At 62.6% G+C, this 17,755-nt stretch carries 19 protein-coding genes and 1 tRNA gene; 11 read left to right on the forward strand and 9 right to left on the reverse strand.

Annotated elements, in window-relative coordinates; genetic code table 11:
* The first annotated feature begins 31 nt into the window (after positions 1-31).
* Complete coding sequence (locus LUA85_RS12965; RefSeq protein WP_231470566.1) at positions 32-949, forward strand: SDR family oxidoreductase; 918 nt, start codon at positions 32-34, stop codon at positions 947-949.
* Positions 950-1,245: 296 nt separating this feature from the next.
* Positions 1,246-1,938, forward strand: a complete 693-nt coding sequence (locus LUA85_RS12970; protein ID WP_231470568.1) for a hypothetical protein — start codon at positions 1,246-1,248, stop codon at positions 1,936-1,938.
* Between the two features lie 33 nt (positions 1,939-1,971).
* Here the strand turns inward: LUA85_RS12970 and LUA85_RS12975 are convergent, their stop codons facing one another.
* The 5 genes from LUA85_RS12975 to LUA85_RS12995 all read right to left on the reverse strand — a co-directional run bounded on the left by LUA85_RS12975 (position 1,972) and on the right by LUA85_RS12995 (position 6,533).
* Positions 1,972-2,244 (reverse strand): PqqD family protein, encoded by a 273-nt coding sequence (locus LUA85_RS12975; protein ID WP_231470570.1) that lies wholly within the window; start codon positions 2,242-2,244, stop codon positions 1,972-1,974.
* Position 2,245: 1 nt separating this feature from the next.
* Positions 2,246-3,124 carry a hypothetical protein gene (locus LUA85_RS12980; protein WP_231470571.1) on the reverse strand — a complete coding sequence of 293 codons (879 nt, stop codon included), beginning with the start codon at positions 3,122-3,124 and terminating at the stop codon, positions 2,246-2,248.
* Complete coding sequence (locus LUA85_RS12985) at positions 3,121-4,245, reverse strand: 50S ribosomal protein L11 methyltransferase (RefSeq protein WP_371823684.1); 1,125 nt, start codon at positions 4,243-4,245, stop codon at positions 3,121-3,123. Before LUA85_RS12985 ends, LUA85_RS12980 begins: the two co-directional genes overlap by 4 nt.
* A 33-nt stretch (positions 4,246-4,278) precedes the next feature.
* Positions 4,279-4,434: a hypothetical protein gene (locus tag LUA85_RS12990; RefSeq protein WP_231470573.1), complete on the reverse strand. Its 156-nt coding sequence runs from the start codon at positions 4,432-4,434 to the stop codon at positions 4,279-4,281.
* Positions 4,435-4,640: 206 nt separating this feature from the next.
* On the reverse strand, positions 4,641-6,533 hold the full coding sequence (locus tag LUA85_RS12995) for an asparagine synthetase B (RefSeq protein WP_231470575.1): 1,893 nt from the start codon (positions 6,531-6,533) through the stop codon (positions 4,641-4,643).
* Positions 6,534-6,624: 91 nt separating this feature from the next.
* Between LUA85_RS12995 and LUA85_RS21720 the strand changes: the two genes are divergently transcribed.
* From LUA85_RS21720 to LUA85_RS13010, 4 genes are all read left to right on the forward strand, one after another.
* On the forward strand, positions 6,625-7,053 hold the full coding sequence (locus LUA85_RS21720) for a hypothetical protein (protein WP_371823685.1): 429 nt from the start codon (positions 6,625-6,627) through the stop codon (positions 7,051-7,053).
* Complete coding sequence (locus LUA85_RS21725) at positions 7,040-7,165, forward strand: hypothetical protein (RefSeq protein ID WP_371823686.1); 126 nt, start codon at positions 7,040-7,042, stop codon at positions 7,163-7,165. Before LUA85_RS21720 ends, LUA85_RS21725 begins: the two co-directional genes overlap by 14 nt.
* A 44-nt stretch (positions 7,166-7,209) precedes the next feature.
* Positions 7,210-8,874, forward strand: a complete 1,665-nt coding sequence (locus LUA85_RS13005; RefSeq protein WP_231470576.1) for an ABC transporter ATP-binding protein — start codon at positions 7,210-7,212, stop codon at positions 8,872-8,874.
* 93 nt (positions 8,875-8,967) lie between these two features.
* On the forward strand, positions 8,968-10,170 hold the full coding sequence (locus LUA85_RS13010) for a nucleotidyltransferase family protein (protein ID WP_231470578.1): 1,203 nt from the start codon (positions 8,968-8,970) through the stop codon (positions 10,168-10,170).
* 80 nt (positions 10,171-10,250) lie between these two features.
* Here the strand turns inward: LUA85_RS13010 and LUA85_RS13015 are convergent.
* Both LUA85_RS13015 and LUA85_RS13020 read right to left on the reverse strand, forming a co-directional pair.
* Positions 10,251-10,337: transfer RNA gene (locus tag LUA85_RS13015), tRNA-Leu, on the reverse strand.
* 130 nt (positions 10,338-10,467) lie between these two features.
* Positions 10,468-11,262, reverse strand: coding sequence for an MJ0042-type zinc finger domain-containing protein (locus LUA85_RS13020; protein WP_231470581.1), 795 nt, complete (start codon positions 11,260-11,262; stop codon positions 10,468-10,470).
* A 148-nt stretch (positions 11,263-11,410) separates the two neighbouring features.
* Between LUA85_RS13020 and ftsE the strand changes: the two genes are divergently transcribed.
* From ftsE to LUA85_RS13045, 5 genes are read left to right on the forward strand one after another with little or no spacing between them, the layout of a single operon-like run.
* A complete protein-coding gene (gene ftsE, locus LUA85_RS13025; protein WP_231470582.1) occupies positions 11,411-12,160 on the forward strand; it encodes a cell division ATP-binding protein FtsE in 750 nt (249 codons plus the stop codon).
* Positions 12,157-13,092 (forward strand): ABC transporter permease, encoded by a 936-nt coding sequence (locus tag LUA85_RS13030; protein ID WP_231470584.1) that lies wholly within the window; start codon positions 12,157-12,159, stop codon positions 13,090-13,092. Before ftsE ends, LUA85_RS13030 begins: the two co-directional genes overlap by 4 nt.
* Positions 13,089-13,637: a YdcF family protein gene (locus LUA85_RS13035; protein ID WP_231470586.1), complete on the forward strand. Its 549-nt coding sequence runs from the start codon at positions 13,089-13,091 to the stop codon at positions 13,635-13,637. The genes LUA85_RS13030 and LUA85_RS13035 overlap by 4 nt, the downstream gene beginning before the upstream one ends.
* Positions 13,619-14,332: a 1-acyl-sn-glycerol-3-phosphate acyltransferase gene (locus tag LUA85_RS13040; protein ID WP_231470588.1), complete on the forward strand. Its 714-nt coding sequence runs from the start codon at positions 13,619-13,621 to the stop codon at positions 14,330-14,332. Before LUA85_RS13035 ends, LUA85_RS13040 begins: the two co-directional genes overlap by 19 nt.
* A gap of 2 nt (positions 14,333-14,334) precedes the next feature.
* Positions 14,335-15,606, forward strand: a complete 1,272-nt coding sequence (locus LUA85_RS13045) for an NRAMP family divalent metal transporter (protein WP_231470590.1) — start codon at positions 14,335-14,337, stop codon at positions 15,604-15,606.
* Positions 15,607-15,609: 3 nt separating this feature from the next.
* Here LUA85_RS13045 and LUA85_RS13050 read toward each other — a convergent pair whose 3' ends face one another.
* A complete protein-coding gene (locus LUA85_RS13050) occupies positions 15,610-16,536 on the reverse strand; it encodes a prephenate/arogenate dehydrogenase family protein (RefSeq protein WP_231470592.1) in 927 nt (308 codons plus the stop codon).
* Positions 16,533-17,633 carry a histidinol-phosphate transaminase gene (locus LUA85_RS13055; protein ID WP_231470594.1) on the reverse strand — a complete coding sequence of 367 codons (1,101 nt, stop codon included), beginning with the start codon at positions 17,631-17,633 and terminating at the stop codon, positions 16,533-16,535. The genes LUA85_RS13050 and LUA85_RS13055 overlap by 4 nt, the downstream gene beginning before the upstream one ends.
* Positions 17,634-17,755 lie beyond the last annotated feature (122 nt).

Consider the following 17,755-nt stretch of genomic DNA (forward strand, 5'->3'; position numbering starts at 1 on the left):
GTTAGGCTGCCAAACGGAAGAGGAGCCGCACATGACGGACGACAAACGCAATTTCGCTGGAAAGACCGCCTTCATCACCGGGGGAGTCAATGGCATCGGCTTCGGCATTGCCCGCGCCCTTGCCATGGGAGGCATGGATCTCATCCTGACGTACCGCAAGGGACAGGATCGCGATGAAGCGGCGGGGTGGCTGGCCGATCAAGGCCTGCCGCCCGCCCGCTTCGTCCATCTGGACGTAACCGACCGGGATCGTTTCGCGCAGGTGGCGGCCGAAGTCGGCAAGGTTCATGTGCTGGTCAACAACGCCGGCGTCAGCGTGTTCGGGCCGACGGACGAGGCGAGCTATGCCGATTACGACTGGATCATGGGGGTCAACTTCGGCGGCGTGGTCAACGGCCTCGTCTCGTTCCTGCCAGGCATGAAAGCCCACGGGGAGGGAGGCCATGTCGTCAACGTGGCCTCAATGGCGGCATACCTGTCAGGACCGCAGGCGGGCATCTATACCGCCAGCAAGTTCGCGGTGCGCGGGTTGACGGAAAGCCTTCGCTACAATCTGGCGCCCCACGGCATCGGCGTTTCGCTGATGTGCCCCGGCCTTACGCGCACGAACGCCTGGACGAGCGCGCTCAAGCGGCCTGATGGCTTCGGCGATTCCGGTTTCGCTCCGGTCGATGCAGGAGAACTCGAACAATTCGGCACCGCATTTGATTTTGGCATGGACCCGCTGGAAGTGGGCCGGAAAACGCTTGCCGGGATGATAGCCAACAAGGGCCTGATCCTTACGCACGGGGAATTTGCCGAAGATTTCGCCGAAATCTACCAGACTTCGCTCAATGCCCTGCCCCAAGAGGAAATTCCCGAAGGCCGCCTCCACATCGAACGCCTGCGCCGCGCCGGAAACAAAGCGGCATCTCAAGGCAATCTGGTGGGTTTGAACGATCTGACGTGACGCCCTATGAAAACGGGAGCATTGGCTGCTGCTGCCAATGCTCCCGCAATCGGATCATGCGCTTCATCCTGCCCCATTTAACGATACAACGTCGACAAGGTTTCCGGATGAAACGAATATTCGGCCAGAGCGATCGCTGCATATTTGGCGGTGACCATTCCGCTGCGCGATGATAGGCAAAAGTCCGGTTCTGACGGGGTGGGCAATTGTCACAGACACTGGAATGGTACGATTCGATCTGGCTGCGTCGCTATTTTGCGGCGCGGGAGATAATCGCAAAAGCTGCACCATCGCGATTGCCTGAGTTCGAAAATGCCATGGCGGTCTTCCGTACGGATCCGTCCTACGAAGTGCAGCACATCAGAGGCTTTCTCGATGAGCGGGAACTCAAGAACCTGCGCGAGGAAGTCGCTGCGATCCCACGCGAAGCGCTAGAGTTGCACGAGGTCAAGAAATTCGGCCGCCTCATCGTACATGACTGGCCACCGTTCGTCGCGATGCAGGCAAAGCTTGTGGACTTCGTTTCCGAACTGGCCGGGGAACGCGTCGAACCCTGTTACAACTTCCTGTCGCTCTATTCGCGACGCGGCGTCTGCGAACCACACCTCGATACGCCATCAGCCAAGTGGACTTTCGACCTGTGTATTGACCAGAGCGAACCCTGGCCGATCAGTTTCAGTTCCATCATTCCCTGGCCGGAAGATCGCGACGCACTGGTCGAAGACTGGCGCGCGGTGAAGGAAGCCCGCTCCCATTATAAAATCCGCAGCCTATCGCTTGAACCGGGGGAAGCGCTGCTCTTCTCAGGGGCCAGCCAATGGCATTTCCGCGATCCGATTCCAGCCGATGGACGGCGCGCGTTCTGCGACCTGCTGTTCTTCCATTATATCCCTGAAGGCACATCTGAATTGGTACAGCCGCGGAACTGGGCGCGGCTGTTCGATGTTCCAGAACTCGACACGATTCCCGGTATCGAGCTACATGCGTAAACCGATCCGCGCATAGGCGCGGGTGACCTGAATTCAACCGGCCGTAATCAGGCCCTGCTGCGCAAATTGAGCCAGCAATTCCGAAAGGTCGGCGTCCAGCAGTTCGGGTTCTACATCGAACGCCTCAAGCAACTGGTCGCGCGCCTGCATGGGCGAAAGACCGTCTTCGAGCATTTTCCAGAATTGTCCGCCTACGGGATTCAGCCCGAAATAAGTGCCGCTGGCAAGATCGAGCAGCATGGTCTCATCGCCAACTTCACGGGCAACCACGTCTTCCGACAGCGTGAAAGTATCGGTCAGTTTCAAGTCAGGCACCTTTCCTCGTGGCATGCGGAATTGACCTCGCATGCTCTGCAATCGCCTCTATCGTGTTATCCAGCCGAGCGAAATCCCTGGGATAGTCCAAGGCATACATGGGACAGCTTTCCGCAAGCGTGGCCATCAGCCCGAAATGCTTGCGGACCCGGCCCTTGTCCTTGGAATCCAGCAGGAATGAATGTTGCAGCAAGGCATCGATCGCCGCTGCATGGCCCAGCGGCCTGAACACCGGCTCATCGGAAGCCGGCTCTTCCAGCACGTATATCCCGCGCAAGGGCGCGCAATCATCGGCATGCGGCAGAACAGCGCTTGACGGTACGCGGACCTTGGAAACGAGGCCAAGCTCATCGCGATCAGGCATCTCGATACCGAGCACGGCGCATTCGCTGTCAGGCAGAAGGCGGATCGAAGCGAGATAGGGCCTTACCAGAAATTCGCCACCATCGCGTTCCAGCAACAACCCGTCATCGGTCAGAAAGGCATATCCGGCATGGGCCATGGCCGCAGCCATCGTGGATTTGCCGCGTCCGCTCTGGCCGAGGAAGCCATAAGCCCCGCCATCGATGACCACGCAACTGGCGTGAAGCACCGGAACGCCATCATATGTCCACAACAACGGAAGTATCTGGTTTGAAAAAATATTATCGCAATAATCGTCAGGTACATCGGGCGCCGGGATGCAGGTTACCTGCCTTGCGGGAAGATCGATGATGTAATCGCCGCAATCGACGAACCGCACGTAGAACCCATCGGCGGCGCGATGGAACATCGTCGAAACGTCACCATCGTACGAACGCCAGACATCGAACGGCTCGTCAGCAAGAGGCTCCTGCTCCTGCGCCGGACGCCACACGAGCGTATAGGTCATGACGAAACCCTGGCCAGCTCATCCCTTACGAACCGCGAGATTTCCTGCGGACTCGGAAACAGGTCCGGGTGATCGCGCAGCACGGCCTGTTCGATCTCCTCGCCGGTCATCGCCTCATCGATATAACCGAGCACGATCCGCAAGGCATGGCCGCGCTCATTCAACTTGCGCGACGATACGCTGGGCTTCATGCGTTCGCTGATCGACATGGGCATGCTGGCCCAGTTCGAATACTTCTGCAGCTTGCCGGTTGCCGGATCACGCACCGACCAGGCCATGATCGAATTCTGGTGGCCGACGCGGACAGACACTTCAACCCTGTCGCCCGCCGAAACGGCAAGTGGCTGGTCGAAGCCGAGAAACACCTGGTATCGCCGGATCTTGTCGCGCGCGAGTGGCGAATTCGTCATGGTGATGCCGCCGCCAAGATCGCAATCGAACCAGCCACCGATGCCATCGAGAACACCGGAATCCTCGGCAGTAAGGCTTGCGCTGAACGCCAGCGTTTCGGCCACGTCCTCGCCCAGTTCGACGCCGCCCGCAAGAACGGGTTCGGTGACGATTTCGGTGGGTGCATATTCCACGGGGTGCTTGGTGCTGACCGCGTAGCTGCGCAGCCAACGATATTCGTCAGGAACCTCAGGCGTTCCCCAGGCATCAAGCAGGCTGCGACTGGAGGGCGAACGTACGCCTGCGAGATAAAGGCGGAGGCGTTCCGGGATCATGCGGCCACCCGGCTTCAGCAACCGGCGGCGGGCATCTGCCATGAGATTGAGAATACCGTAATCTATGCCGAAATATCCGACATGATCGCAGATTAGAACGTCGACCTTTTCCGGCAGTTCTGCCCGGAAGGTCTGTTCATTGATGCATGTATAGCGATCGCCAAATCCGGCGCGCCGGGCCGATTCGGCCGCAATGTCCACTGCATCGGTGCCATCGATGCCCCAGGCCTTACCGGCCCCGGCCTTCAGACACATCATGCCCAAGATGCCAAAACCGCATCCCAGGTCAGCAACGACATCACCGGGAGAAACAACTTGGTCGATGGCGCGGGCGTATCTGGACAGCCTGCGCACATCGACCAAGTAACCCCGGTGTTCAGAAAGTGTATCTGACACCTGTCAACCCAACAGCAATCGGGTTTCTGGCGATTATACGCCCATCATGTTCAGGAGGCCCATGGCGTCCGAACCAGCCGACGACATGCCGCCGGTGAGTTCACGAACCGAACCGTACACCATCAGGGTCGGACGAGCGTAAGCAGCGCGAGCAGTGGTCTTGCGAGCGTTCTTGTTGAGTTCGGTCATGTCCAGTCTCCAGTTCACAATAGATCGAAAGCAAGCTCGGATGATCTGAATCGGTTTTGGTTCATTTCAGAATCGCGCCTTCTTAACCTTGACACTAAGTGATTTGCAGGTTCGCAGCAAGTCACATTTTGCATTGCACAATATTTTGGCCGTGCACTTTCCATTCGCAACAGGTGTTTTTCATAACTTTAGTTATATATCCAGATTTAAGCGATTTCTTCCATATTTTTAAGAACATACCATCCATAGATGCGCCACAGTTCCCAGATGCCTTCGCCCGTCTCTTCGTAATTTTTATATAACTTTAGTAAACCATCTTTGCATACTTCTGGTCTATTCTCATCGGGTATTGTTTGGAGGAATAGCGAAGCGAGCGGTTGCAGCTGGCGATCAAACGTAAAGCTGAACTCCGCTTTACTGCGTCGATTCAAGACGGATTCGGGCAAATCGTGCCGCAAAGCCCCTAAATGTATGCGTTTGCCGTAGCCATCGAAGAAGCGCATTTGTTCGGGCAGGCCGAAGATGAACTCGATATAGCGCCGACTGTACATCGGAGTGCGAAGTTCGATGCCGAGCCGCGCCACCAGTCTGGCGGAAAGATCGCGCAGGAATTCGAAGAACGGGTTTTGCAGTTCCCGCCACAGCCTCCGTCGTACCGGATGGCGGATTTTCCAGTTCTGGTCCTGCTGGTGCGCAACTTCGCGTTTTTCAGCCAGCCGTTCGAGAATCGCCCGCGAGGCCCAGTGCGGTCCATTGCCGAGGTGTTCGCCCCAAGGCTGGCGATGCCTGCGCAAATGGCGCATCGCCCCGTCGAAAGCCATCGGCGCCATGGGCCGGAATCCATAGCGGAACAGGCGCTCTCCTGCATACTTCCATCCGTTGCGCCGCTTCATGTGCCGCAATTCGCGCACCACCCCGCCAAGATTGCCCTCAAGCAGCATTTCATTGAGCACGAACGCCGACCCACCCACGAATTCGTCACCACCCTCGCCATCGAGCAGCACCCTGCAGCCATGCTGGCGCACCATCTCCACTTCGGCAAACATCGACTGGCTGTTGGGGAAGTACGGCATGTCGCACTCCACTTCGATCTGCCGGGCGAACCACGAAAGATCAGGCACGGTGCGCGGCGTTTCGTGGATCGGTACGCCAAGAAAACGGCCGACGTCGCGGGCATATTCGATTTCGTCCGACTTGTCCCCCGGCACCCCTGAAAGGGTGAAGCCCAGCGCATCAGGTGCGGGCAGGCGGTCACCCTCCTTCAACCGCCGGGCGAGCGCGAAAATAGCGGACGAATCGTGCCCCCCGCTCACTTCACAGGCCACCGGAACCTGACTGCGGGACGCCCGTCGCACACTGTCGAGCAGTACCTCGCGATAATGCTCGTAATACTCTTCTTCGCGCTTGTAGCGGATCGAGGTTTCCAGCGGTGGCGTCCAGTACCGCCGAACCTTGGGTCCATTGCCGTCAACACGCAGGATGGACGCCAGCGGCAGGCGCATCACTCCGGTCCAGACCGTTTCGTCGAGCGAATAGAACTCGCTCGCCAACTGCTCGGCCATCTGGTCGGGATTGAGTTTCCTTGCAAAATCCCCCGCCGCCAGCACGGCCGCAATGTCAGACGCCACTACCAGACGCCGACCGTCCCAGTGATAGTGGAACGGCCGCATGCTGACGTGGTCCTTGGCGCAGAACACCGTGTTGGTCCGGCCATCGCGAATCACGAAGGCAAACTCGCCCTCGATGCGGATCGCACAATCTTCACCCCACGTTTCATAGGCATGGAGGATCAGTTCGGCGTCGGACCGATTGCGCAACCGGGCCTTGCGCTCAAGCAACTGTTCGCGCAACTCGTCGGGATTGGCCAGCCAGCCGTCCATCGCGATAACCAGTCCGCCATCGCTGCTGACCAGCGGCTGACTGGCTTCCAGCGATTCCGCCGTGGTGTGGAACATGCAGTGCCCCAGGGCGAAGGTCTTGCCGATCTCGTGACGGATCCCGTCGTGAGCGCGGAAGTCCATCGCTGCGGTCATCCGGTGGATCGCCGCTTCATCTACAGGCTGATTGTCGAAACGTACGATCGCTGCAAACCCGCTCAAATCCGTGCTCCGTATGGCGTTGCAATGGTTACGGGGATTGATTCGTCCCGCCTGTGCTACTAGCAATGGCGCTGCACCCAAGCGAACGGCAATGACCCCTCCTCCGCCAATACAGAATGCAGCGCCCGATGTCGCGCAGGAGATACCGTTCCATCGGCCGGTCCAGGCAAAGGTGCCGATGCTGCGCGCGCTTCGTGAATTTCCCCGCCTGATCCGCCTTGGTCCGCGCGGGTTGAGCGACATGGTCATTGCGGCCTGGGAACTGGCCGTGGCCCATCGCACACTGCGCAGGCATCCGGTCAGTACGCTTGGCCTGCTGCAAAGCAACCGGGCAGAAAGCGCCGGAGACGACCTCACCGCGCAGCAACGCCAGCGCATCGCCCGCATCACTTATGCCTTCGATGTGGTTCCGCCGCGCGTTCCCTTCCGCTCCGATTGCCTGGTGCAATGTCTTGCCGGCCGACGCTGGCTGGCGCCATGGCATTGCCACACGCATCGCCATCGGCGTGAAGCGCGATGAACACGGCGCCCTGCTCGCTCATGCCTGGCTCTGCGCCAACGAGATCGTGGTCACCGGCGGCGATGTTTCCGATTTCGAGGAATTCCGCACACCGCGAAGGAATTTGCCCTGAACCGTGCCATCGGAATCATTGCCAGCCATTTCGACCGGCGACAGGTGGCGGCACTTGTCGCACTCTCGCTCGGCTCTGCGGCAACCGAAGGCATCGGGCTGATCCTGCTGGTGCCGATCCTGGCGGTGCTGAGCAACAATGCCGTGTTGCCGGGAGCGCTTGGCAGGTTTGCCACCATGCTGGGCGGACAGCACTCGCTGGGCCTTCTGTTGCTGGCCTTCGTCGCGCTCGTATTCCTGCGCGCCCTGCTCAACTTCTATCGCGCATTGCTGGCGCTCACCGTGCAGCGCAAGCTTATCGACGGGTTGCGCCTGCGCGCATGGCATGCCCTGCTGCATTGCGATTGGCGGGTCCTTTCGGGCATGCGGCAGAGCGACAACGCCAGCCTGCTGATCACCACGATCGATCGCGTCGGCGTCGGGGTTGACCGTGCCTTGTCAGGTGGCGTCGTGATCATCACGCTGATCGGCATCGGCGGCGCGGCGCTGGCCATATCGCCAGGGATGACCATCGGCGCGCTGATCGGCGGGGGCCTCGTCCTGTTTGCCTTCCGCCGCCTGCGCCAGCGCGCCCGCGCGCTCGGCGGCGAACTCGACGGTGTCTACGAACGGCTCTATGCCGAACTGGGCGAAGGGCTGGGCGCGCTGCGGGTGATCAAGAGCTTCGGGGCCGAAGCTGCCACTGAACAGCGCTTGCGCAACGAACTGGCATCGCTGCACACGGCAGAGCGGACCTATGTGCGCGACAATGGGCTTGGCCAGCTTGCGTTGCAGGCCGGCAGCGCTGCATTGCTGGCGCTGGTGGTGTGGGTAGCGCTACAGTTCTGGCAGGCCGATCTGGTCGTGCTCCTGCCAATGATCGCGCTGTTCGCGCGCGGCTTCCCGTTGCTGATGGCCCTTCAGGGCTGCATGCAGGACCTCGCCTATGCCCGCCCGGCCGTAGAGACAGCCGTATCGCTGATCGAACGCGCCGAGTCCGAGCGCGAGCCGGACCTGCCGCTCGATGCGGAAGTCCCGACGCCGGTGCGCTCGATCGGCCTGCGCGGCGTATCGATCACTTACGCAGGCCGCACCACGCCGGCGCTGGATAACGTCACCCTTGACCTGCCGGTGCGCCGCATCACCGCGCTGCTCGGACCGTCAGGCGCCGGCAAGAGCACCCTGGCAGACGTGATCGGCGGGTTGCTGATGCCGGATTCGGGCGAATTGCTGATCGATGGCCAACCGCTCGATTTCGGGCTGCGCCGCGCGTGGCGCACCCGCGTCACCTATGTCCAGCAGGTGCCGATCCTGTTCACCGGCACGGTGCGCGACAATCTGCTGTGGGCGCAGCCCCATGCCGACGATGCCGCGCTCTATGCAGCGCTGGCCGATGCGTCAGCCGATTTTGTCGAGCGCCTGCCCGAACGACTGGACACGCTCGTCGGCGAAAACGGCCACCAGTTTTCGGGCGGAGAACGCCAGCGCCTCATCCTCGCCCGCGCGATGATGCGCGTCCCGCAATTGCTGATCCTCGATGAAGCCGCCAATGCGCTGGACCCTGCCAACGACCGGGCCATCGCCGAGGCGGTGATGCGGTTGCGGGACCGTTGCGCCGTCCTGGTCATCGCGCACGGCGGGGCGCTCGAAAACATTGCCGATCATACCGTGCGAATAGTGCAGGGCCGCATAGTACCGTACCGAATTGACAGTCCCGAACGCCACACCTAGTGCAGTAACGAAAGATATTTCGCCGTCTCGGCAAATATCCCGGCCGCCCCATGCCGATCCGGCAGACCGTGCGTCAGGAGCTGACAAAGCCGAATGCGACCAGAGACCGTACTCCTGCGCATAAGTGCTTGTCCCGATGGCAATTTCAAGGCTGACCTCGATAGCCTTGATACACCCGGTTGGGAAACCCTGCTCGACATGTCGTCAAGGATGCGCACCTTGCCACTGGTCGAACAGGCGATCATTCGCGCAGGCCTGCAAGGCCGGATACCCGCATCTTGCGCCCAAAGCATGGAAGAACAGCAGCGCTGGCAAACCATGTCCGCTTTCGGCAATCAGGTTGCCTTGACGCAGGTCTTCGATTTCCTGTCCCGTCATGGCATTCACCCTGTAGCCCTCAAGGGTGTGCGGCTGGCCCACCTCGATTACCCGGATTCGCGGCTGCGGCCGATGCGCGACATCGATCTGCTGGTGCCGCCCCAAGACGCTGAAAGGGCGCAGCAACTGCTGATCGATTCTGGCGACTATGAAGTCGCCGAATGGACAGACCTGTACGGCATCGACTACGGCCACCAACTGCCCGATCTGCTCGATACGCGGCGCGGCGTCTCACTGGAAATCCACCATCGCCTGAATGCACGGGGCTGGGCGCAGGAGCCGATGCTGGTCCGCATGGTCCACGCCGAAGCACAGGACATGGTGCTGTCGGGCAAGACCATCCGGGTTCCCTCGATCCACGCCAACTTTCTCCATCTGATCGAACATGCAACACTGCACCATGCGTTCGAGAACGGTCCCCTGACCCTGGCTGACCTGCATTACACCGCGGTGTCCAGCCAGATCGACTGGCCGCTGCTGGTAACGCAGGCAGAGGAAATGGGTGTGCTGCGATCACTGCAACTGGTCGCCGCACTGGCCCGCCGCCACGGTGCCACATGGGTGCCAGAAATCATCGACACGTCGGGCGCCGAACTCGCGCACCATGTGGACGTGGCTGAAGAAGCCATCCTGCGCGATGAGGATTCAGCAGAACACCACGCCTTCCTGCGCAACCTCAGCATGCGCAAGGGCCAGCAGCCCGGCTGGCTCGCCGCCGCGCGCGCCGCGCTCACCCCCAATCCCGTAAGTCTTGGCAGCATGCTGCGGCTGAGCGAGAACAATCCCCTGCGGTGGGTGGCCTATCCCGCCTGGCTGGCAACGCGCGCCACGAAATATCTGGCCGCGCGGCGAGTAAACGCGATTGCCGGCAACACGGCAAAAGAAGTCGCCATGTTGAAATGGTTGCACAAAAGCTGATTTGATTGCGGCTACCGGGATGTTTCGTCCCGCCTCTCAGACCAATCAGGCAGGGCCTTCTGCCGATCGGGTACAGGAGATGGTGCGGTCGAGAAGACTCGAACTTCCACGGGCTTTCGCCCACAACGACCTCAACGTTGCGCGTCTACCAATTCCGCCACGACCGCATAATCATACAGGGTGCCGAACCGAAGATTGGCTCCCTGTGGGGGGTAGGAGCGCGCCACTAGCAAACAGGTTTGCACCGCGCAACAACCATCGGAACTTTTTTATGCGCGCATCGGGATAAGTCGAGGATCAGTCAGGTTTCCAGCCGATCTCGGCAACCTTCGCGCTCTTGGGCACATCGGTGACTGCTGCGTTTACCGTAACGCTCTCGCCCGGCGCAAGTTCGTCCTGCGGGGGCGGCACTTCCCAGGTCTTCACCACCTTGTCGCGCGAATCGCGCAAAACGATGAGGATTTCCGGGATCGCGCGCACATCCTTGCCAACGTTCGTCACCGTACCGCTTGCGCCGAAATATTCAGTGCCGTTGGGTAACTGCCTGCGATCCTGCTTTTCGGGCGGGAAGGACAGTTCGAGATCCGGCCGGTCAGCACCGAATGTCTGCGTGGCGCCGGGCAACCACTGCGGAATCCCGAAATACCAGGCTGCGGCACCCAATCCGGCAATCGATATCGCAAAGGCCACCGCCGCAAGCGTCCACATTTTTGCAGGATTGCGGCGTGGACGGAACGGAGGCTCGTGATCGAAAGGCGAATGGCCATCGTCGGCGGCGATTTCCACAGCCCTGGGCAATGGACGTGGCACGGGTGGAGGCGTCGGCGGCTCATCAGCGGCCGGCCGGAACGGCAAATCCGGCTCCGCTGCATGGACCGGTGCAGTCGGCGCCGGAGTGGGTGCCGGTGCGGCCGAAGGCACCTCGGCCACAGGCTCGGCAGGTGCGACAGGCATCGGTCGCTCGGCCATTTCCGGGCCATTCTGGAACCAGGAATGACGGCACTTGGCGCAACGCACGGTACGGCCGTCCACGCCGATTGCGGTGTCGGGAACGACATAGCGCGTCGAACAGGCGGGGCACGCAATGATCATCACGAGGGTAAAGCATGGCCTTGCGCCAAGAAACAATAGCAACAGCCACCAAGAAACGCTCTGATGGCCTTTTTTCCACATGGATTGCCGCGTATAGCCGTTTCAGCGTAACCGAATGCGCGCAACAACCGGAAATAGTCTCCACCTCATGAACCAGCCAGATGACGCGGAGATTGTCCATTTCGACAATGTCGGCCTGCGCTATGGCACGGGCAAGGAAGTGCTGACTGACGTCAGTTTCACATTGTATTCCGGGCGATTCTACTTCCTCACCGGGGCATCGGGCGCGGGCAAGACCAGCCTGCTCAAGCTGCTCTACCTTTCGCAGCGCCCATCGCGCGGGCTGATCCGCATGTTCGGCACCGACGCCATAACCCTGCCGCGCGAACGCCTGCCCGGCTTTCGCCGCCGCCTCGGCGTCGTGTTCCAGGATTTCCGTCTCGTCCAGCACCTCTCTGCGTTCGACAACGTGGCCCTGCCCCTGCGCGTTGCCGGTGTGCCCGAACGCGACATTTTCCGCCCGGTGACCGATATGCTCGAATGGGTCGGCCTGGGTGATCGCAGCCATGCCCGGCCCGCAACGCTTTCTGGCGGAGAGCAGCAGCGCGTCGCCATTGCGCGCGCCGTGATCGGTCGCCCCGACATGCTGATCGCCGACGAGCCGACGGGTAACGTCGACCCTGACATGGCGGTAAAGCTGCTGCGCCTGTTCGAGGCGCTCAACCGTCTTGGCACAACCGTCGTCGTCGCCACGCACGATATTCACCTGATCCAGAAGATGCCCGAATCGCTTATCATGCGGCTCGACCGGGGCCGCTTGTCCGATCCCACCGGCGCGCTGCGCTATCCTCCGCGCCGCGCCCCGTCGCCGCCGCGCCCCGAAGCGCTCGGCGCATGAACGTGCTGCCCGCCGTGGTCCAGGCATTTCGCGGCGAATGGCGTGAACGCGCCAGCGCGGAAAGCCGCCTTCTGCCGCAGGGCAAGTTGTCCGGCCCGATGCCTTGGGTCATTGCGATCATGATCGGCCTGACCGTCGTCGCCACCGCCAGCGGGCTTGCCCTGCGCAACACCGCCAGCGTCGCCAGCGCCGATGTGGCGGGCGGTGTTACCGTGCAGATCGTGCACGGCGCCCCGCGTGAGCGGGACCGCCAGGCACGGGCCGCACTCGATGCGATCAAGAGCGCGCCCGGCGTCGCTTCTGCCCGACTGGTCCCCCAGGCCGAACTCGATGCGCTGGTCGAACCATGGCTCGGCACCAGCGCGGGCGACGATATCAACGCCCTGCCCGTGCCCGCGCTGATCGACGTACGCCTTTCGGGCAGCGCCAGCGAAGCGCACCTCGCCGCCTTGCGTGACCGCCTCAAAGCGCCTGCCCCCGCCGCGCGGATCGATGCGCAGGCAAGCTGGCTGGCCCCGGTGTTCGAGGCCATCGGCGGCCTGCAATGGCTGGCGGGCGGGTTGATCGCCCTGCTGGCCTTCGCCACGGTCGCCACGGTGCTGCTCGCATCGCGCAATGCGCTGATCAATCACCGCACCACGATAGAGATCGTCCACATGCTCGGCGGCACGGACACGCAGATCGCGCGGATATTCCAGCGGTCGATGGCGGTCGATGCGGCGGCAGGCGGCATCGGCGGGCTGATGCTCGGCCTTGTCGCAACGCTGCTGCTTGGGCGGCAATTCGCCGCACTGGGATCAGGGATGATGACATCTGTCGGGCTGGAGTGGATCGATTGGCTGGCGATCTGCTGCATTCCGCTGGCAGGCGTACTGCTGGCGGTACTGACCGCGCGGTTCACCGTCCTCAGCGCACTCAGGCGGATGCTGTGACAAGTCGCGGCATCTTCCGACGGCTGTTCTCGCTGCTCCTGCTCGCCTGGGCGCTTGGCTTCATCTGGTTCGCCACGTTCCTGCCGCGGCCCGCCAACGAACCGATCAAGACCGATGGCATTGTCGCGCTGACCGGCGGCGGCGGGCGCATACCCCACGCCTTGCGCCTGCTTGAGCGGGGCGCGGCAAAACGGCTGCTCGTATCTGGAGTCGACCGCGAAGTGCGTCCGCGCGAATTCGCCGTGGAATACCAGGTTCCGGCAGAGCTGATGGCATGCTGCATCGTGCTCGGCTATGACGCCGTCGATACCCGCACCAACGCCATCGAGGCGGTCCGCTGGATGAAGGAGAACCGCATCACCTCGGTCCGCGTGGTCACCACGGACTGGCACATGCGCCGCGCCATCTTCGATCTTGCCGATGAAGCGCCCCAAGGCATCGTCATTATCGAGGACGCCGTCGTTTCACGCCCCAGCTTCCGCATCCTGTTCCTTGAATACAACAAGCTGGTCGCACGGCTGCTGGCATGGACGATAGGCTGGTAATGATCCGCAATCTGACTTCCGTTGTGCGCAGCATCGTGTTCTACGGCGTGTTCTACACCGGCTCGGTGCCCTATGTTCTCGCCGCGCTGGCGCTCAGGAACCTGTCGGTGCCGAAATTCCGCTGGGTCGTACGCCAATGGAGCCACTGGCATCGCCTGTGCTGCCGATGGATTCTCGGCATCAAGGTGGAACTTGAGCGCCCCGTGTTCCGCTCAGGGGTGCTTTACGCGGTCAAGCACGAAGCGTTTTTCGAAGCCATTGACATGCCGTGGCTGTTCCTCAACCCGGTGGTCTTCGCCAAGGCCGAACTGCTGCGCATTCCCGGCTGGGGACCGGCGGGGGCGCGCTTCGGGCTGATCGGGGTGGATCGCGATGGCGGGGCGCGGGCCTTGCGCGCAATGCTGACAGAGGCCCGGCAGCGCATCGCCGAAGGCCGGCCGCTGGTGATATTCCCCGAAGGCACCCGCATTCCCCACGGTGAGCGCCGCGAACTGCAATCGGGCTTTGCGGGGATCTACAAGCTGCTCGGCCTGCCGGTCATCCCGGTCGCGGTCAATACAGGCCCGCTCTATCACCGCCGCTGGAAGCAGCCGGGCACCGTGCGCTATCGCTTTGGCGAAGAGATTCCGCCCGGCCTCCCGCGCGAGGACATCGAAGCCCGCGTCGAAGCTGCCATCAACGCGCTGAACGACTGAAAATGGCCACGGAACCGGAAATCGGAACGAGCGAACCCCGCTCGCTCCTCACCGTGCTCGGCCCCGGCCTTGTCACCGGCGCGGCGGATGACGATCCATCGGGCATCGGCACCTACAGCCAGGTCGGCGCGCAGTTCGGCTATGGCATGGCGTGGACGATGCTGTTCGGGTTTCCGCTGCTCGCCTCGATCCAGGCGATCTGCGCCCGCATCGGCGCCACCACCGGGCGCGGCATCGCGCACAACCTGCGCCGCCACTATCACCCGGCCCTGTTGCGCACGATGGTCATGCTGCTGCTGATCGCCAACGTCATCAACCTGGGGGCCGATCTTGGCGCGATGGGCGCGGCATTGGCGCTGCTGGTGCCCGGCCCGGCGCTGGCCTTCACCGTGATGTTCGGCATCGTCAGCGTCACTGCCGAAGTGTTCATCGCCTACACTCGCTATGCCCGCATCCTCAAATGGACCACGCTGTCGCTGTTCTCCTATGTCGCCGTGGTGTTCGTTGCCGGGGTTGACTGGGGCGCGGCCCTGCGCGGCATCGTCATCCCGTCCTTCGCGTTCGACAAGGACCACACGATGGCGCTGGTCGCCGTGTTCGGCACCACCATCAGCCCCTACCTGTTCTTCTGGCAGGCCGGGCAGGAGGTGGAGGAACAGCACCGCCGCCACACCAAGCCGCTGTGCATCGCGCCGCGCACCGCAGGGCCGGAACTCAGGCGGATCCGCACCGATACGCTGGTCGGCATGGGCTTTTCGCACCTCACCGCCCTGTTCATCATCATCGCCACCGCCGCCACGCTCCATGCCCATGGCGTTAATGACGTGACCTCGGCAGCGCAGGCGGCAGAGGCGCTCCGCCCCATCGCGGGCAATCTCGCCTTTGCGCTGTTCGCGGTCGGCATCATCGGCACCGGCCTGCTCGCCGTGCCGGTTCTGGCAGGCTCGGCGGCCTATGCCGTCAGCGAAACCTTCCGCTGGACCGAGGGCCTTGATCGCAAACCGCGCGAGGCCAAGGCCTTCTACGGCGTGATTGCCGTGGCAACGCTCGGCGGCGTCGCGCTCAACTTCACCGGGATCGATCCGATGCGCGCGCTCTATTGGGCCGCCGTCGTCAACGGACTTCTCGCCCCGCCACTGATGGTCGTCACAATGATGATCGCGCGCAACCCGCGCATCATGGGCCGCCTCACCATCCCGCCCCGCCTCGCCTTCGGCGGCTGGCTCTCCACCGCCGTCATGTGGGCGATTGCGCTGCTGTTCCTGTTCGGCTGACGCTCAGCCCTTGCCGCTGTGATCGGCCCGGCCAAAGTCCGGCCGCGCATCGTCCTGGCCCATTTCGATGATGCCGCGGCGGATCGCGCGGGTGCGGGTGAACTGGTCGAACAGCGTATCGCCATCGCCCTTGCGGATGGCCTTCTGCAATTCCGTCAGATCTTCGGTAAAGCGCTGGAGCATTTCCAGCACCGCCTCACGGTTCGAAAGGAATACGTCGCGCCACATCGTCGGGTCGGACGCGGCGATGCGGGTGAAATCGCGGAAGCCGCCTGCGGAATACTTGATCACCTCGCTCTGGGTGACCTGTTCGAGGTCCGAAGCGGTGCCGACGATGGTATAGGCGATCAGGTGCGGCAGGTGGCTGGTCACGGCCAGAACCTTGTCGTGGTGATCGGCGTCCATCGTCTCGACCCGCGCGCCCAGCGCTTCCCAGAACGCCACCAGTTGCGCCACCTTGGCCGGGGCCGCATTCTCAGGCGGGGTGACAATGCACCAGCGATTGACGAACAGCGTGGCGAAACCTGCGTCTGGCCCGCTCCGTTCGGTCCCCGCCACCGGGTGCGCCGGGATTACGTGATGGCCGGGCAGCGCCTCGGCCAATGCGCGGGCGACCGAACCCTTGGACGATCCGACATCGCTGATCACCGCATCGGCGGAAATGCCGGGAGCCAGCGCCACCGCCGCCGCGCCCATCGCGCCCACCGGAACGCACAGCACCACCAGATCGGACCCCAGCGCCGCGCTTGCCGCATCATCGGCAATCCCATGCGCAAGGCCCAGCGCGCGCGCCTTTGCGCGAACATCGGGGTCGGCGTCATACCCCACCACGCGAACGCCCGGCATGTATGCCTGCACCGCATGGCCGATCGAGCCGCCCAACAGGCCCAGCCCGACAATCGTCACTTGAGCGAAAGGTGCGCCGCTCACTTGGCCGCCTCGCACATGGAGCGGATCGCGACAGCAATCTCGTCCATCTGTTCGGGTGTGCCGATGGTGATGCGCAGTCCCTGTGGCAAGCCCTGCCCCGGCAGCCAGCGCGTGATATAGCCGTGGTCCATCAGGCCAAGGTAAACCGCTTCGGCGGTCAGCTTGCCCTCGAACAGGATCAGCACGAAATTGGCCTGGCTCGGCAACGGCCTCACGCCGTGGTTGCCCAGCGCCTCCAGTTTCTCGACGAACCGCGCCCGCTCCTGCGCATTGTGGCGGCGCGATGCTTCGACGAACGCCTGATCGCGCACCGCCGCAAGGCCGGTCGCCTGCCCGCTCAACGAGATGTTGAACGGCCCGCGAATGCGGTTGATCATGTCCACCACATCGGCATGGCCCGTGCCCCAGCCGATCCGCTCACCCGCAAGGCCATAGATCTTCGAGAACGTGCGCGTGACCAGCACGTTGGCCGCACTTGCCGCCAGTTCCAACGCGCCATCGTCATGCTCAGGATCGAGATACTCGGCATAGGCGCCATCGAGCACCAGCAGAATGTCAGGCCGCAGCCCTGCATGCAGCCGTGCTATTTCCGCACGAGGCAACCAGCTTCCGGTCGGATTGTTCGGATTGGCAAGGAACACCACCCGCGTCCGGTCGGTCACGCAGGCCAGCAGCGCGTCCACATCGGTGCCGTAATCGGCATCGGGCGCAATCACCGGCACCGCGCCGCAGCGCCGCGCGGCAATATCGTAGACCGAAAAACCATAGCGCACGTAAAGCACTTCATCGCCCGGCCCGGCATAGGCCTGCGCGGCAAGGTTCAGCAGTTCGTCGGACCCTGTGCCCATCACGATCCGCGCAGGTTCGATCCCGTGAACCTGCCCAATCGCACGGCGCAGTTCGACGCTGTCAGGATCGGGATAGCGCGCCGGATCGCCAAGATGCTGCCGCGCGTCCAGTGCCGCAGCGCTGCTGCCCAGGGGATTTTCGTTGGCGGAAAGCTTGGTCAGCACCTTGCCGTCGGTCCCGGTCGATTTGCCGGGAACGTAGGCATGAATGCCAAGGATCCAGTCCTTTGGTTGCGGTGAATCTGCCATGGGCCGCGCCTTAGGCTTTGCGCGCCTTTGCGGCAAGCCGACCGCCCGTCATGCACAAAAAAAGGGCCGGAAGCGGGCTAGCGCTTCCGGCCTTAGTCTGTTCGCAGGAGGAACATGGTTTG

Source organism: Novosphingobium sp. CECT 9465, assembly GCF_920987055.1.
Lineage (GTDB): Bacteria > Pseudomonadota > Alphaproteobacteria > Sphingomonadales > Sphingomonadaceae > Novosphingobium.